Here is a 16,881-nt window from a genome sequence, read left to right as displayed (position 1 = left end):
CATACTGATTGACGGTATTTTCAGCATATTCCATGCTAACGTTTACATTTCATGAAGCTGTAGTAAGAGCGCGAAGAAGTTTTTTCGCTAGACTTTCCTTGTGATTGATTCTACAGCCGGCAATATGCCTGCCCCCAATCCCCTCATCTCTCAGCCCCGACTTGGGTGGCGTGACCGCTTCGCCATTGCGGTAGGCAATGCCGCCGCCCGGGTCTCCCGTCTGACCGGACGCGGCAGCGGAGGCATGATTGGGGGTCGGGTGGCGCTGCGGCTGCAGCCCCAGATTCTGGAGCATTTGGCGGAACACCGACTTATCGCCCTCGTCACGGGCACTAACGGGAAAACCACGACTACGCGGATGCTCAGTGAAGCGGTCTTCGGGGGTGGCTTAGCTGTAGCCTCAAACCGTGGCGGGGACAATATGCCTCCCGGCGTCGTCACGGCGTTGATGTCGAATTTGCACGCTAGAGTAGCGATTTTAGAAATTGATGAAATGCACTTGGAACGTGTCGCAAAAGCGACCTGTCCGCGGGTCATAGTGCTGTTGAATCTCTCGCGTGACCAGCTGGATCGGGTCGGGGAAATTGCGGTTATTGAAAAGCGTATTCGCGCCGCAGTCGATGAAAATCCGCAGGCCTACGTGGTAGCCAATGTGGACGACCCCCTGATGACCTCGGCAGCCTGGGATAGTGCGCACCCGGTATGGATTGCGGCGGGTAAAGGCTGGAGTGGGGACTCGCTGACGGCACCTCGAACCGGCGGAGCGATAATTTATTCCCCTGACAAACCGGATACGCCGACTGACGAACCTGGTGAATTGGCTTCCGGTCTGGATCAGGAAGTATTGTGGCGCTCGGTTCCGGTCGAGGAATTGTTGGCTCATGAAGTACCTTGGGACAGGCTCCCGACTCAGTCAGATTTCGCCCGGCCCGACCCGAAGTGGATTTGGAAAGCCGAGAGTTTCCAAGCCGGTGACCCCGTGCGGCTGGTAGATACCAGCAGCGGGCAGGAAACGACCGCGACGGTGCGGCTCCCTGGTAGAGCCAACCGCGGTAACGCCCTGCAGGCTTTCGTCGCGGCGAGGTTGCTGGGAGTTGAGGCGCAAGATGCTGCCGCAGGTATCGCCAGAGTGAGGGATGTGGCGGGTCGCTACGCGAGTTTTAGCGTGCAAGGACGCCACATTCGGATGCTGCTGGCAAAGAACCCGGCCGGGTGGATGGAATCCTTGACGATGCTCAATCCGCAGGCTGGAATCATTGTGGGAGTTAATGGCCAAATCGCCGATGGGACCGACCTGAGCTGGTTGTGGGACGTAAACTTCGAGGCTCTGAGCGGGAAAAATGTGGTGGCCACCGGCGAACGCGGCGCAGACTTGCAGGTACGTTTGAACTATGCGGGCATTGAGACACGCTGGGCTCCGACGGTTTTGGAAGCTATCGAGATGGCTGACCCGGGCGAGGTCGATATGTTGTTGAATTACACATGTTTCCGTGACGCACGGGCCGAATTTGCAGCACAGGGGTGGTTGCGGTGAGTGAATCAACATTACGTATCGGGGTGCTAATGCCCGAGGTCTTGGGCACCTACGGGGACGGTGGTAACGCGGTGGTACTGGCGCAGCGAGCGAAATTATTGGGTTACCAATCTGAAATAATCCACGTGAGCTGCACTGACGCAATTCCGGAAACTTTAGATATTTACACTTTGGGGGGCGGAGAAGATATCGCTCAAACCATTGCCTCGCGTCGCTTACTGACGGACCGCGGATTGGAACGCGCGGTACAAAATGGGAAGCCCGTGCTGGCCATATGTGCCGCTTTCCAGGTCTTGGGAACCTGGTATACGGACGCGGAAGGCAAACGCACCGAAGGGGCGGAGCTGCTCGACGTGGTGACCTTGCCGCAAGGGGCTCGGGCTATTGGAGAATTGGTCAGTTCCGCGAACGGTTTACAGTTGGAGCGTGAGTTGACCGAGCCCCTGACCGGTTTTGAAAACCACGGGGGTGCAACCCTCTTAGGTCGGGACGCGCTACCGTTGGGCTTTGTGACCTATGGGGTCGGCAACGGTCAGCCCGGGGTGGCTCCCGGGTTGGCTGACGGGGTCAGCGCACAAGCCGGAGTACAGCAGGGGCGTGAAGTTAGTCGGGAGATTCCTGATGGTTACCGTGCCACAGAGGACGGAAAAGCGGTGGAGGGGTGCGTGCAGGGATCTATCATTGCGACCTATATGCACGGACCGTGTTTAGCGCGAAACCCGCAGCTGGCGGATTTGTTGCTAGCACGCGCTATGGGGGCGACCCTTCCGCTGGCAGTACCGGAAATCCCAGGGCTGCAGCGTTTGCGTCAAGAACGTCTAGCGGCGATTAAATAAAATGTTCCGGGACAAATTCGTCTAGCTGAATCGCTCCGATACGGGGCAGCGGCGCGTTGAAAGCGTGAATTTCACGCTCCAAATCCACGATTTTCAGACCGCTCTCCTCAAGGACACGTAACTCGCCAGAGAGGAATTCTTCAAATCCCACCACCGTAACATCGTGGTCGTTGCGCAGTAAACTGCGCAGTTGAGGCTCAAAATCCCCATCGTGAGAAACTAATACCACATTTCCGTATTCTTGTTTGTCGATGGCCTCTAAGGTGCGCTGAATACCAACGTCAACGACCTTTTCATCCCCCTCAGAGGTGAGGGGAATCGGCTGATAATCCATCGCTAACAAGGCTTGGACAAAAGTCATGGGCATATGGGCCGATGCGTTCAAAAAGAACAGCCCTTTGGTCTGGCCGGGAAAAGTTTCCGAAACGTAGTCGCGAACCCGATCCCAGCGGGGGCGTTCGTCAGGGTCAGGGCGGCGTCCCAACACGCTCAACCCCAAGGTAGCATCGATGTTTTCCCCATCGACCAGAAGGTAAGTCGTTTTTTCTTCAGGAATTTGCAGTTTCATTGAGTTTTTCTTTGCTTATGGTGTTTTCTTTAAATTTTCACAAATTGAACAGCCGAGACTTCCCACAGAAATCCCGAAATTTTCAAAACGCCTCAGCAGTTTACAACTTTTTTAACCGTGGCGTCAGTCGGATACTTTTCCGAAAAACAGTTCTCGCGCAACCGGGTCAAAACAATGGTCTAACTATTTAGCCGGGGTAGGGAAAGCCGCTGGAATCCCGCTGCCCAGCTGAATCAACATTTCTGCGCTGGTAGAGAGCATCGTCATCCCGATGAGCGGTTCTTGCGGGAGCTTCTCTCGCGCCTGGGCGATAAGTTGCTCGCAGCGAGACAATTCCAGCTCGATTTGCGGGTCAATGCTCTTGCGGCGCAGCATGATATTCGTGCGCAGCAGTTCCAGGTGCTGTTGCTCCCACGCCAGACGCTGCGGGAATTGCGCTTGCAGCTGAGCCAATTCTTGCGCCAGAACCGAAGTGCCATAAACATTGAACAGGTTGGCTTGTAGCCCGCAGAGTTTGCTCAAAGCCTCGATTGGATCTCCCTGTCCAGCCAGAGCCTGGCGAGCTTTTTCCATAGTTCGTACCGTGATGGCGATTTCTTGGACATTTGCATCGGGGTCGTAAGTCCGGATGGTTTGCACGTTCTCATCCAGCGTTTCCAACATGATGGAAAGGTGTTCTGTGGTTTCGGATAAGAATTCGCTGAGTTTCGTGATGTGTTCCAAAGCGAATTCGGTCTGGGTGACAGCTCGTTCAGAACCGCGGGTGTAGCGGATTGCAGTCTTGGCATCGCCCTCCTTCAGGCACTTTTGCCCGGACAAGATGCCTTTGTAGGCCGCCTTTAACAACCGCTTTGATTGACTGAGGTTCGCGCTGGCATGACCCAAATTCGCTTGCGGATAGTCGATTTCCAGCTGTTTCTCCACGGTTTCAACTTGAGCCAGAGACTTCCGTGCGCGGTTCCAGGAAGCTGCCAACCGATTCAGGGAAGCCCCGACCTGGTCAGGATTATGGCGACGTTTCGTGAATGCAAGTACCTCAGCGGATAGAGCCTGCTTCACCTGCCGAGCTGAATCCTCGACTTGTCCGGCTTCCTCGGAGCTGACTAAATCCGCTCCCGCCAGCCAGTTCAACAAAGCATTGGCTTGTTCTCGAGAGAATTCCAGGGTAGCGGCGAAGTTACGGGTTTCCACTTCTCCAAAGGCTTCAACGGAAGCGTGCAAATCTTCGGTAGCTGCAAAAATGGACTCGTTCAAGTCTTTCAAAGCCTTGAGTCCACGTTCAAAGTTAGCTTCGCTTTCCGCGGCGGCGGCCTCATCAAAGAGCATTTCTGGCTCTGGATAGACCGGTGCTTCCGGCTGAATCTGTTCCACCGGTGGAGCCGCAGCGTAGACATCTGCCGGAACTGTCTGTGGGGCAGCCTCGACAACATCGGGGGTGACGAAGGGTTGCTCGGCATTAGTTGGAGGTATGGTTCCTGCCGCAGTTCCGGGGGTAAGCACCTCGCTGCTTTCAAATTCGCTGTCGCGATCGGCGCTCTCAACGGCGTCGAAGTCCACGGTATCTTTAGGCTTTGCTGCGGTGTTGTAGGAATTCCGCCGATAAATCGCGATAGCCAGAGCCACCGCCACCAGCATCGCCAAAATGAGCATGAGGATAAACCAGTTATTGGTGGAGCGTCCTGACACATCGGTGTTATCCGCGGGAGCCGCCGCACCAGAGCTCGCGGACATGGCCAGATCCATTAACTGCTGGACGAAAGAACTCACGCCTGAAGCGTATTCGCCGTTACTCAACTGGTAAGGCAAAACCTGCATAGCCCGGTCGCCCGCTTGGGCGCTGTTGATAGCTGAACCAGCGGTGGAAGAGGCCGCAATCTCGCCCGCGCCGTCCTCATTGGGGTTGTAGGCAATTGAAAGCAGATAAGAATTGGCTTCCAAATGCGACAGTTGCATCGTTTTTTCGTTCCATTCACGGGGAGAGAGCTCACCAAAATCGGGGACGATGGCGATGTAGACCGACATGTTGAAATTCTTGGCGGCTTCAATGGAACTTTTCACCTGGTAGATGCCGTCATCACCCAGTTTGTTGTCGGGGTCGTAAATCTGGTTGCTGGAGATATCCAGGGGATCTGCTGCGGGTTGAATAACAGGAGAAGCCTGAGCGAAGTTCGCTGGAACGAACCCCGCCATCAGTAAAACAAAACCTACCGCTATGAAACGAATTCTTGAGAACACAGTAACTTTGCTACTTTCTTCCGAACAGAACAAACGTCACCTATAACTTTATCTCAGCTGGGGCTTGCAGTTAGACTGGTTGGGTTGAGATATTTGCCGAAATCGTTAGATTTGAGCGGTAAGTGAACCAAGATTTACAGAGGAGGACATGTGCCGAGCGGGAAAGTGAAATGGTACGACGCTGTCAAAGGCTTCGGGTTTGTAGCCGGAGCCGATGGTGAAGAGGTGTTCCTGCATGCCTCGGCCCTGCCTGAGAACGTGGTGGATCTCCATCCCGGTACCAAGGTCGAATACTCGGTGGTCGATGGTAAACGCGGACGCCAAGCCATGAACGTGACCGTGGTAGAAAAACTTCCTTCCGTCGCCAAAGCGCAACGCAAAAAAGCTGCCGATATGGTTCCTATCGTAGAGGATCTCATCAGGATTCTTGATGATGCTTCGGGAAGTCTGCGACGGGGAAAGTATCCCGAAAATGGCAAACAGATTGCCAAGATGCTGAAAATTGTGGCGCAGTCTTTCGAAGCGTGAGCATCTCCAGAATGAACCAGACCAAGAAGTGACACGAAGGAGCTTTTGATGGCTCGAAAACAAACACAAACTACTCAGCCAGCCGGAACATCGGAACCCGACTCAGTACTGGCTAAACAGTCCGACCTGGCCCGCGACGCCTTAAAATCCATTACTAAAGACACAGAAGTAGGGAACCACCTGCGGGTGGAAGCCACCGGACAACGGTTGGTGACGCACTTTTTCGAGTGCCTGAAACCGGGATACAAAGGCTGGGTGTGGGCCGTCAGCCTGACCCGAGTTCCGCATGGACGGATTGGGACGGTGTGTGAAACCGACCTGCTGCCCGCTGAAGGCGCCTTGTTGGCGCCCCCGTGGGTACCGTGGTCACAGCGGTTAGAGCCCGGCGACCTGGGGCGCAAGGACCAGACCCCCTACGATCCTGACGACCCGAACCTCGACCAAGGATATGAAGCGACCGGCGAGGACGCCGACCAGCTGGCCCTGTGGGAACTGGGACTGGGGCGCAAACGGGTCCTGAATCGTGAGGGCCGCAATGCGGCGGTGAAACGCTGGCTGCGTGACGTGCATTCCCGCACCGAACTGGATCGTCACGGTAACCCGCCGGAGAATCCCTGCTCTACCTGCGGTTACCTGTGGAAAATCAGTGGTTCGCTGCGGCTGGAGTTTGGTTTGTGTACCAACGCCTGGAGTCCCGACGACGGACATGTGGTGGCGATGGATCACACTTGTGGGGCGCACTCAGAAACCGATGCGGACCTGACACCGAGTACGCTGCCGGTGGGGAGAACCTTTTTGGACGACAAATCCTTGCAGGAACTCAATCCGGATGAGATTACCATCTCGGGACAAGCCTCGGACGCATAAGCCTGTGACGTTGAGTTTTGGTTTATCGTCACGGAAAAGACTAGCGTTAAACGGTGAGCAATAATACAACGAAAACTGCAAACAAATCCGGTAAGAAAACCACCAGTGGTTCCCCGCGCACCAGCGGAGGACTTGATGGTTTTTTCGAACTCTCCAAGCGTAAATCTTCCGTAAGGCAAGAAATCCGCGGCGGCCTGGTGACCTTCTTTGCGATGGCTTACATCTTGGTTGTCAACCCCTCCATCCTGATTGCGGCAGCCAGCGCCGGTGGAGCTGAAAATGTCACCCCTGCTTCTATCGCTGCTGGAACGGCCCTGGTCGGCGGCTTGATGACTATCCTGATGGGGTTGGTAGCAAACTTCCCCCTAGCGCTGGCGGCTGGCATGGGGCTGAATGCGATGGTGTCATTTACCCTGGTGCTTGGTCCTTTCGGACTGTCCTACGGCGAAGCGATGGGACTCGTCTTTTGGGAGGGCGTCGCCATCACGCTGCTGGTGGTCACAGGTTTCCGCGAAGCCGTCTTTAATGCCGTACCCAGCCAGCTGAAAGTCGCTATCTCTGTTGGTATTGGCTTATTTATTACGCTGGTCGGCCTCATCAATGCGGGGGTAGTCCGTCCGGGAGGCACTCCGGTTCAGCTCGGTATCGGAGGATCCTTCGCCGGCTGGCCGATGGTCGTGTTCCTCATTGGTTTTGTGGTCATTTTGGTTCTCTACGTTCGCAAGGTCCAGGCGGCCATCCTCATCGGGATTGTGGCCTCTTCCGTTCTCGCTGTCATTCTCCAAGCGATCTTCAAGATTCCGCTGATGACTGATGAGACTGGCAAGGTCGTCAACGAGACTGGCTGGACCAAGAATGTTCCCGCTCTGGAGGGCTCGCCCGTCCAACTTCCTGATTTTGCCACCTTCGGTCAGATTGACTTCTTTGGGGCATTCACGAAGCTCCCGGTAATTTCCGTGTTGCTGCTGATTTTCTCCCTGATGCTGGCGGACTTCTTTGACACCATGGGCACGATGGTCGGTGTCGGTGCTGCCGGCGGTTTGCTCGATGAGAAAGGCAACCCGCCGCGTACCCTCCAGATTCTGCTCATTGACTCTCTGGCTGCTATGGCCGGCGGCTTGGGCGGCGTTTCCTCGAATACCTCCTACGTGGAGTCCACCTCCGGTGTAGGCGCGGGAGCCCGTACCGGTTTGTCCTCGGTCGTGGTCGGGGTGTGTTTCCTGCTGTCCATGTTCTTTGCTCCGCTGGTAGAACTGGTGCCGGCAGAAGCTGCGTCAACCGCCCTGGTCTTTGTGGGATTTTTGATGATGACACAGGTGGCGGACATAGATTGGAAGAACGCGGAAAACGCGATTCCGGCGTTCCTGTCTATCGCCATGATGCCTTTCTCGTACTCGATTACCGCCGGTATCGGTTTTGGCTGCATTGCTTTCGTCATCGTGAAATTAGCGCGCGGTAAGTTCAAAGAGATTCACCCGTTGATGTGGGTGGTAGGTATCTTGTTCGTTATCTACTTCGCCCTGGGACCCATTCAGGCTCTCTTTGCCTAACTGAATCCCGCAGCAAAAAAAGACCCGGCCAAGACGTTGGTCGGGTCTTTTGACATTTATTTCTGGCTAGAGGCGTTCGACGATGTAGTCGATGCACGCCAGCAGCGCTGCCGTGTCGGAGGGCTCAGTCGAGGGGAAAGTTCCGATACGCAACTGGTTGCGTCCTACCGCGCGGTAAGGGCTGACATCCACGATGCCGTTGGCGCGCAAAATCTGGAGCAGAGCCGCGGTGTCAACAGAGTCATCAAACTCTACAGTAGAAACGACCGGGGAGCGCTTTGCGGGGTCTGAGACAAAGGGAGAAGCGAACGGCTTCGATTCGGCCCACGTATAGATTGCATCCGAGCTGGCGCGAACCCGCTGTTGCGCCGCCTGAAGCCCGCCGAGGCTATCCAACCACTGCAGTTGGGAGTGCAGCAGTTCCAACGTAGCGATGGCCGGCGTATTCAAAGTCTGGTTCTTTACGGAATTTGCCACCGCAGTTTTCAAGTTCAAGATGGAGGGAATCCAGCGACCCGCGGAGGGCTTGTCGGCAATCTCAGCGGCACGATCTACTGCTTGGGGCGAGAGGAAAGCGAACCATAGTCCGCCATCTGACCCCAGAGCCTTTTGCAGGGAAAAATAGTAAGCATCAGCCTGGGTTAAATCGACCGGTACAGAACCGGCGATGGAAGTCGCGTCAATCAACACCAGCTGATCCGCGTGGCCCAGGCGTTTCACCGGCGCAATTGCCCCGGTAGAAGTTTCCTGCTGCGGCCAAGCGTAAACATCGGCCTGCTCACTAAGCTGCGGGAGGGTCGAGTCTCCCAACTCGGCCTTGGTAATCAGTGATTCCTCAAGGAAGGGCGCCCCCGAAGTCTCTTTGGCAAACTTTTCACCGAAAGAACCAAAGACGGCATGGGCGGCAAGGTGGCGAACCAAAGACGCGGTGGCGGCAGCCCAAAAGGTGGTGGCTCCGCCGTTGCCGAGAGCCACCGTGTAATCAGCGGGAACCTCAAAAAGGGTACGCATCCGAGAGATACAGTCGGCCACCAAATCCTTTACCGGGGGTTGACGGTGGGAAGTACCCATGAGAGTTGAACGACCCAAACAATCCAACTGTTCACGACGAATCAGGGTGGGGCCGCAGCCAAAACGGCCGTCGTTCGGCAAAAGTTTGGCGGGAATCTTTAGGCTCGCATATTCACTCACGTTTCGATTATGCCACCACCCGCATCAGGCCGAACAATCCGCGAATGCCAGCCCCAAGCCTCTTATGAAAAATAGAGGGAAGGGGACCGGGAAAACTGACTGGAGGAACGAACCTGACCGGAGAAGTGCCCGCTAGTTAAGAATTTTGATAAGTTAGAGTTGTTCTTGGCGGTGTAAAAGTAAAACCTGATTGTTGCTGAGAAGTCACGATGCAGAAAGAGCCACGCGAATGAGTGAACTGGTCGATACCACGGAAATGTATCTCAAGGTCATCTACGAGATGATGGAAGACGGAGTGGCTCCGTTGCGGGCCCGAATCGTGGAGAGATTAGGCCATTCAGGGCCAACGGTCAGCCAGACCATCTCTCGCATGGAGCGCGACGGACTGCTGAGTTTGGAAGACGACCGGAAAATTACGTTGACAGAACAGGGACTGCGCGAGGCTACCGAAGTCATTCGCAAACATCGGCTGGCGGAACGGCTCTTAACCGATGTTATTGGTCTGCCCTGGGACGAAGCTCACGATGAAGCCTGCCGTTGGGAACATGTCATGAGCGCAAAAGTTGAATCCTTGCTGCTGGCACTGCTGCAAATGCCCGACCAAGATCCCTACGGTAATCCGATACCCCGACGGGTCAAGAACTATAAGAACTTCGACCCTGCCGTTGAAGGAGCTACCCTGGATTCTTACTGGCGCCGTCACCCTGACGGAGGAACTGTCCAGATTGGAAGAATCGGAGAGCCGGTACAGGCCTGTGAGGGGGTTCTTAAGAAATTAAGTGAAGCCAAATTGTTACCTGGCTCTAAGGTTACACTCAGGTTTGACGACGATGCCGAGATTGCCGCACTTTTCATTGAGAAAACAGGGAAATCCAGCGAAAATGACCTGCCGGCGGTAGCAATTCCCCGCGACCTTTTTAAGCATTTTTTCATAAAGCTATAGGCAAAAATTGTCCAAGTCTTGTCAAAATCACGGGGAATTGTTATCCAAATGTGACATTTGAATTTCTTTGGTGTAGTGTTAGGAACACGTTCTTAGGACGGGTTGAACCGTCCGGAACCTGAACTTGAAATCAGGCCTTCAAGGAAAGGGACAAGGTTGGCTAACACCACTTCGCGGGCTCGGCATCGCGCCGCAACAAAGCCCGTTACATCTTTAGATTCTTTGAAAAATATCGATGGAAAGAAAGGGTTTGTAGCCGCGGCCTCCGCCGGTTTGGCGTTGGGCACCGTTTGGGCCGGCTCGGCCATCGCTGCTCCAGAAGGTGCAGACACCCCTTCCCAGGCTAAAGTACCGGTTTCCGCCCAGGTGGGCGATGCCGTCGCGCAGGCACACCTAGCCGTTGCCGCCAACCCGGTGGTAACCGCCCCGGAGAACGTGGCGTGGACCGAAGGCCAAGTCGAGGTACCGGCTCAGCAACAGCAGCAGCAAGCGCAGACTCAGGCTCAGCGTGCTAATAACAATCACGGCACCGCTAATCGCAACGTCGGTCGCGCCGCAGTTTCGGCCGCTCCCATTTCCATCCCGGCCAATATTGCCGGCGGTTCTATCGCGGACATTGCCCTGCGTTACCAGGGCGTGCCCTACGTTTATGGCGGAACCTCTCCCAATGGTTTTGATTGCTCCGGTTTCGTCGGGTACGTCTACAACCAGGCCGGGATTGCCCTGCCCCGCACTTCGTGGGGTCAAGGCGCCTCGGGTAAGCATGTTTCCGCTGGGGAAGCCCAAGCGGGCGACATCGTCTACTATGGCGGCCACGTTGGCGTGTACCTCGGCGAAGGCAAGATGGTTCACTCCCCGCGCCCTGGCGAATCCGTGAGGGTGCAACAGGTTTACGGCAACCCTGAATACGTGCGCATCGGCCAGTAACTTTATAACTTAGTCGAGTGGAGTCGGTATTCCGGCTCCACTCTCACTTTTATCGCAGTCGGTCTTCTGTCAGTCAGGTTTAAAATCACGCTGAAAACACAGTAGACTTGGTAACGCTGCCCTCGTAGCTCAGTGGATAGAGCAACCGCCTCCTAAGCGGTAGGTCGGCCGTTCGAATCGGCTCGGGGGCGCTTTCGTTTATTTTTGGCTGGGCAAGGTCGGCATCCCCAGCAGTGCCGGTTCGTCTGGGCCGGGACAGCACGCTGCGGCGGATTCAGCCGTTGATAATTCGGGCAGATCCGTCTCCAACTTGCTGAAGTCCAAATCGCGCCCCTCATTAATCTTTGCGGTCGAAATCATGAGCTTAATCCGATTCAGCTGGTTTACGGCCGAAGCCCCGGGGTCATAGTCGATTCCGACAATATTTGCCTGGGGATAACGGTTACGCAGAGGCCGGAACATACCTTTGCCAACAATGTGGTTAGGCAGGCAGGCGAAGGGCTGCACGCAAATGATATTCGGGCAGCCATCTTCAATCATGTCCACCATTTCAGAAACCAAATACCAGCCTTCACCAGCTTGGTTACCCATAGACGCAATATCTTTGGAACGCTCATACATATCCATGATGTTGCGACCGGGCAGGAATTTGCCATTGGTGGCGGACATCGCTTTGTTCACCGTTGCGGTATATTGGCGTAAAACCCACAGTGCCAGCGGTTTCGTAAACCGGGATTTCGGATTCATCCCCAGGTTTTCCCAGTCCCATTTCCCGTCCGCCAGCGAGTATTCAAAGAACTGCAGCAGGCCAGGAAGGACCGCTTCACAGCCTTCATCCTCGATGGTTTGTACCGCGTGATTGTTGGCGTAGGGGTGGAACTTGACCAGAATCTCTCCGACAATCCCGACCCGCGGTTTGCGAGGGATATTCCGCAGTGGGAGGGCATCGAACTCGCGCACGCATATCTTGGTGAGCTTGGCGTAGCTGACGCGCCCAAAACCGCCGACCCGTTTCCCGCCAGAAGCAAACCATTCGCGCCACAACTCGTTCCAGCGCTCATAGAGAGCCATCGCGGAACCGGGAGCCGCCTCGTAAGGCCGTACCCGCAGCAGCATCTTTTGAATGGCGTCGCCGATGACCAAGGCTTGAATAATTCGATGATAAATCGGAATCGTAAACGTAAATCCGGGATTTTCCTCCAGCCCCTGCAAGGACATGGCAATGACCGGAACCTGCGGATATCCGGCATCTCGCAGTCCCTTGCGCAACAGCGAAGCATAGTTCGTCGCCCGGCACATACCGCCAGTCTGGCTCATGGCTACGGCAGTTCTATTCGGATCGGCCCGTCCGGAGACGAATTCGTCAATGAGTTGGCCCAGCACCACCAGCGAGGGGTAGCAGGCATCATTATTGATGTATTTCAGCCCGGTCTCCATGGTTTGAGCATCGACATTTTCCAGTAGCCGAATGTTGTACCCTTTGCGTTTCAGGATCGGCTCCGCGATACGGAATTGGATGGTGGCCATTTGCGGCACCAAAATGGTGTAGCCCGCGTCTCGCATCTCTTTCGTGAAGGGATGTGCCTCGTAGACATGGCCCGCAGGGTTCTTGCCGGCAGCAAAGACCGAGGATAGGGGGCTGGGTACCCCCTCCGGGCGGGTGGGGCTGGCCGGGAAAGTAGCCACTGTCGCCGACGTGAGAGCCTCACCAGCGGTCTTGTGATCGTTTTGAGCAGTCTCAATCGAGGTGCTGGGCAGGAAACTTACGTTGACACTGCCCGTGTTGTCAACGTTAGCGCTGCCGGTCAGGCCGGCGACGTTGATGGTGCTTTCCTTACGTTTGGTGCGCTCCTCGCGCTCTATGGAGGCCGCGGCTAGGGAACGCAGCCGAATGGTTGCCGCCCCCAAGTTCGAGACCTCGTCAATCTTTAGCTGGGTAAAGATATCGTTTTGGCCTTCCAGGATTTCTTGCACCTGCTCTGCCGTGACGGCGTCGAGACCACAGCCAAAGGAGGTTAGCTGCACCAGCTCCAAGTCTGGTTCCGCGGCGACTCGTGCGGCTGCCTCGTACAAGCGAGAGTGGTAAGTCCACTGATCACGCACCCGCAGGGGGCGTTCCAGACGTCCGTCAGCGATAGAGTCCTCGGTCAGCACAGCCATGCCCAAGCTGATAATCGCCTCAGGAATCCCGTGATTGATTTCCGGATCCAAGTGGTAGGGACGACCCGCCAAAACCACACCGCGCTTGCCGTGTGTGCGCATCCATTCCAGAGCCAGACGACCCTGCTCGCGAATCTCGTTTTTGACCCGCGCGTCCTCGGCATAACCGGCGTGAACCGCAGCGGTGGCCTCCTCGATAGTGACGTTCCAGTCAGCAAAGACTTCAGTCAGACGTTTCGCCACAAAATCCGGGTCTGCCATGTTTAAGAACGGCGAGATGAAACGCACTCCGGGGGCGTCGAGGCTTTCTAGGTTGTGACGCAGCGCCTCGGGATAGGTGGCGACGACCGGACAGTTGTAGTTATTATCCGCTTTCGGATTGCGGGGCATGTTGTAATTCACGCAGGGGTAGAAAATCGTTTTTACCCCTTTTTCCAGCAGTTGCTCGATATGTCCGTGAGCCAGTTTCGCCGGATAGCAGATATTTTCTGAGGGGATTGATTCCATTCCCTGTTCAAACAGTTCGTGGGAGGACCGCCCCGAAATCATGACGCGAAAACCGAGTTGGCTCAAAATTGTGAACCACAGTGGGTAATCCTCATACATCCCCAAGACCCGAGGAATGCCGATATCCCCGCGAGTGGCTTTGTCCTCAGTCAGACGACGGTAAGCGAACAACCGGCGGTATTTCCAGTCATAAAGGTTTGGAATCTGGGACTTTTGAGGCCGTTTTTCCAAGCTAGCGCCGCGTTCGCAACGGTTGCCGGTGACGTGGCGAGAGCCGTTAGCAAAGGTAGAAATCGTTACCTGGCAGTGGTTTTGGCAAAAGTTGCAGGTTTTGTGGCTAGTTTCGACATCGAAAGCGTCCAAATCCGCCAAGCTGGCTAACGTGGACTGCGTGGTGGAGTCGTCGTGCATTTTGGCACTCAAGGCCGCCCCGTAGGCTCCCATCAGACCGGCGATATTGGGCCGAATCACCTCGCGTTTCGTCAGTAACTCGAAAGCCCGCAAGACGGCATCGTTCAGGAAAGTACCTCCCTGTACCACGACCTTGTCTCCCAAATCTGAGGGGTCCTTGAGTTTGATGACTTTATACAGGGCATTGCGCACCACCGAATACGACAGACCCGCGGCAATAGCCCCGGTATCAGCGCCTTCCTTCTGGGCTTGCTTGACCGAGGAATTCATGAACACGGTACACCGGGTACCCAGGTCTATCGGATCGGGGCTCTGCACCGCGGCAGCGGCAAACTCCTGCACCGTGGTGCTCATTGTGGCGGCAAACGTTTGTAGGAACGAACCACAACCGGAAGAACATGCTTCGTTGACCGAAATCGAGTCGACGCTACCGTCCTTAATCTTGATGAATTTCATGTCCTGGCCGCCGATGTCCACCACCGAAGTCACCCCCGGAGCGATACGGTTTGCCGCCCGGTAGTGAGCCATAGTTTCCACGACCCCTTCGTCCAGGGTCAGTCCTGCCTTTATCAGGCCTTCGCCGTAGCCGGTAGAACAAGCCCGCCCGATAGTGGTGCCTGCCGGAAGCTCCTGGCGAATCCGGCGGACAATGTCGATGGCTGCCCGGAGAGGATTGCCTTCATTCGTGGCGTAATGGGAGAAAACAATGCGATCAGACTCGTCGATGACCACTGCTTTGATAGTGGTGGAGCCGGCGTCAATCCCCAGCCATAAGCGTCCTTTTGCTTCCGTCGGGTCCAGAGACTGGATACAATCGCGCTGGTGACGCTGACGAAACTCGTTGAGTTCCGCGTCGTTGTTAAACAGCGGGCGCATCCGAGTGGACTCGTGGACGACTTCGGCCTGTTTCAGGCGTTCAATCAGGACTTCCAGGCTCTCCGGGGTGGCGGCTTTACCGCCCGCACGCCCTCCGTCGGCCAGCAGGGCGCTGCCCAGGGCCACAAAGAGTTGCGCGTCGGGGGGTGCGTAAAAGTTTTCCACTTTGGGAAGCAGTTTTTCATAAGCCTGGCGCAGTTCCGGCAGGAAGTGCAGCGGGCCGCCCAGGAACATGACGTTGCCGCGGAGAGGGCGGCCGTTGGCGAGGCCCGCAATAGTTTGCGTAGCTACTGCCATAAATACAGAGGCCGCAATGTCCGCGTGAGCGGCGCCTTGGTTCAGCAACGGTTGAATGTCGGATTTGGCAAAAACACCGCAGCGTGAAGCGATGGGGTAAATCGTTTGTGATTGTGCCGCAAGCCTGTTCATCCCCTCGGCATCGGTGTCCAGCAGGGTTGCCATTTGGTCGATGAAAGCTCCGGTCCCGCCCGCACAAGACCCGTTCATTCGTTGTTCGGGAGTCGGATGCAGGTAGGTCAGTTTCGCGTCCTCCCCGCCCAGTTCGATGATGACGTCAGTGTGAGGACTATGTTTACGCACAGCTTCGGTTTCAGCAATGACTTCCTGGACGAAAGGAACCCGCATCGAGTTAGCAACCTGTAGACCGCCCGAGCCGGTGACTGCGGTTTGCACAGTAACGTCGCCCAAATCGGTGAGGACATCTTCCAAAAGCTGAGTGAGTTCGCGACGAACATCGGCCTTGTGACGGCGATAGTCGGCAAAGACTTTTTGCCCTTGCGCGTTGAGGGCCACCGCTTTGACAGTGGTGGAGCCCACATCAACTCCGAGGCGGATGATGTTCGCGGGGGTAACACTCATACGATTGGCCTCAATTCATTTGCTTGCCGTGCTTGCTAGGAACTTATCCAGAAAACTGAGAAATTTTAACGTGTTGAAATTAGAATAATATAGAACACAGAATCCTTGGGCTTGCCGGGAAAGCAGCCGGAGAGCCTGGAGAATTACTATTGAAACTCGAAAAAATAATTACGTAACGTAAGGCTTGCTAAAATGGGTAAGAATGCTAACTCATCTCGAAGAGGACCCACGGGACCGCGAGGAGAAACCCGAGAAAGAATCCTTGCTGCAGCCAACGAGGCATTTACCGAGCTGGACTATAAACACGCTACCTACCGCGAAATTGCCCGTCGTGCTGGAGTCGACCCGGCCCTCATCGCGTATTACTTTCGTTCCAAAGCTCAGCTGCTGCGGGAATCATTGGCTTTGCCAGGAGACCCCAAACAGTTGATGACAGCGGCATTGACGGATGGTCCTCCGGAAGAAACCGGACACCGTTTGGCTGCTACTATCCTGAATACTTGGGAACAAGCCGCTACCGCGGGAACTTTGGAGACGCTGTTTAACCTGTTGCTGCAAGATTCGGCTACCCAACAGACCTTTGCGAACTATGTGGAAAACCAGATTATGGCCAGCATCAGGGAATATATCGGGACGGATCTGGATTTGCCCATCGAGCTGATGATGAGCGCGATGCTGGGGGTTCTGCTGTCCCGTTACGTGGTCAAGCTGGAGCCTCTCGCCTCCATGAGCCGCGAGGACTTGATTGCAGTGCTGGGAACCGTGATTCAGCGTTTATTGGGGCAGCTGGAAACCGTGGGGTAATCATGACTGCAAGTTCTGCATTTCCTTCCCTAGATTCGCCTCTTTTTGGCGCGCCATCGCGGAAT

General features: G+C 55.5%; 12 protein-coding genes and 1 tRNA gene. 9 read left to right on the top strand and 4 right to left on the bottom strand.

What is annotated here, in order from left to right:
• Positions 1–124: 124 nt before the first annotated feature.
• Both SPI05_RS08215 and SPI05_RS08210 read left to right on the top strand, forming a co-directional pair.
• Positions 125–1,534, top strand: a complete 1,410-nt coding sequence (locus SPI05_RS08215; protein WP_414601987.1) for a MurT ligase domain-containing protein — start codon at positions 125–127, stop codon at positions 1,532–1,534.
• Complete coding sequence (locus SPI05_RS08210) at positions 1,531–2,370, top strand: glutamine amidotransferase (RefSeq protein ID WP_321077638.1); 840 nt, start codon at positions 1,531–1,533, stop codon at positions 2,368–2,370. Before SPI05_RS08215 ends, SPI05_RS08210 begins: the two co-directional genes overlap by 4 nt.
• Here SPI05_RS08210 and SPI05_RS08205 read toward each other — a convergent pair.
• On the bottom strand, positions 2,363–2,938 hold the full coding sequence (locus SPI05_RS08205) for an NYN domain-containing protein (protein WP_321077637.1): 576 nt from the start codon (positions 2,936–2,938) through the stop codon (positions 2,363–2,365). The genes SPI05_RS08210 and SPI05_RS08205 overlap by 8 nt on opposite strands.
• Positions 2,939–3,121: 183 nt before the next feature.
• The gene (locus SPI05_RS08200) at positions 3,122–5,128 is read right to left on the bottom strand and encodes a TPM domain-containing protein (RefSeq protein WP_321077636.1); all 2,007 of its coding nucleotides are present in this window, start codon (positions 5,126–5,128) and stop codon (positions 3,122–3,124) included.
• A gap of 195 nt (positions 5,129–5,323) precedes the next feature.
• On the opposite strand from SPI05_RS08200, the gene SPI05_RS08195 reads away from it, so the two are divergent.
• From SPI05_RS08195 to SPI05_RS08185, 3 genes are read left to right on the top strand one after another with little or no spacing between them, the layout of a single operon-like run.
• Complete coding sequence (locus SPI05_RS08195) at positions 5,324–5,701, top strand: cold-shock protein (RefSeq protein WP_004008511.1); 378 nt, start codon at positions 5,324–5,326, stop codon at positions 5,699–5,701.
• Positions 5,702–5,749: 48 nt separating this feature from the next.
• Positions 5,750–6,568, top strand: a complete 819-nt coding sequence (locus SPI05_RS08190; protein ID WP_321077635.1) for a DUF3027 domain-containing protein — start codon at positions 5,750–5,752, stop codon at positions 6,566–6,568.
• A 53-nt stretch (positions 6,569–6,621) separates the two neighbouring features.
• The gene (locus SPI05_RS08185; protein WP_321077634.1) at positions 6,622–8,118 is read left to right on the top strand and encodes an NCS2 family permease; all 1,497 of its coding nucleotides are present in this window, start codon (positions 6,622–6,624) and stop codon (positions 8,116–8,118) included.
• 66 nt (positions 8,119–8,184) lie between these two features.
• On the opposite strand, the gene serC is transcribed toward SPI05_RS08185, so the two are convergent.
• Complete coding sequence (serC, locus tag SPI05_RS08180) at positions 8,185–9,309, bottom strand: phosphoserine transaminase (protein ID WP_321077633.1); 1,125 nt, start codon at positions 9,307–9,309, stop codon at positions 8,185–8,187.
• Between the two features lie 229 nt (positions 9,310–9,538).
• Between serC and SPI05_RS08175 the strand changes: the two genes are divergently transcribed.
• From SPI05_RS08175 to SPI05_RS08165, 3 genes are all read left to right on the top strand, one after another.
• The gene (locus SPI05_RS08175) at positions 9,539–10,252 is read left to right on the top strand and encodes a metal-dependent transcriptional regulator (RefSeq protein WP_321077632.1); all 714 of its coding nucleotides are present in this window, start codon (positions 9,539–9,541) and stop codon (positions 10,250–10,252) included.
• Positions 10,253–10,408: 156 nt separating this feature from the next.
• A complete protein-coding gene (locus SPI05_RS08170; RefSeq protein ID WP_321077631.1) occupies positions 10,409–11,179 on the top strand; it encodes a C40 family peptidase in 771 nt (256 codons plus the stop codon).
• Positions 11,180–11,297: 118 nt separating this feature from the next.
• Positions 11,298–11,370: transfer RNA gene (locus SPI05_RS08165), tRNA-Arg, on the top strand.
• A gap of 7 nt (positions 11,371–11,377) precedes the next feature.
• Here SPI05_RS08165 and SPI05_RS08160 read toward each other — a convergent pair.
• A complete protein-coding gene (locus SPI05_RS08160; RefSeq protein ID WP_321077630.1) occupies positions 11,378–16,012 on the bottom strand; it encodes an acyl-CoA dehydratase activase-related protein in 4,635 nt (1,544 codons plus the stop codon).
• Between the two features lie 192 nt (positions 16,013–16,204).
• Here SPI05_RS08160 and SPI05_RS08155 point away from each other — a divergent pair, with 192 nt between their 5' ends.
• Complete coding sequence (locus tag SPI05_RS08155; protein WP_321077629.1) at positions 16,205–16,816, top strand: TetR family transcriptional regulator; 612 nt, start codon at positions 16,205–16,207, stop codon at positions 16,814–16,816.
• Positions 16,817–16,881 lie beyond the last annotated feature (65 nt).

It is taken from the genome of Mobiluncus sp. (genome assembly GCF_034180645.1).
Lineage (GTDB): Bacteria > Actinomycetota > Actinomycetes > Actinomycetales > Actinomycetaceae > Mobiluncus.
Note: the sequence above shows the minus strand (reverse complement) of the source record. Positions and strands in the feature narration are given on the sequence as shown.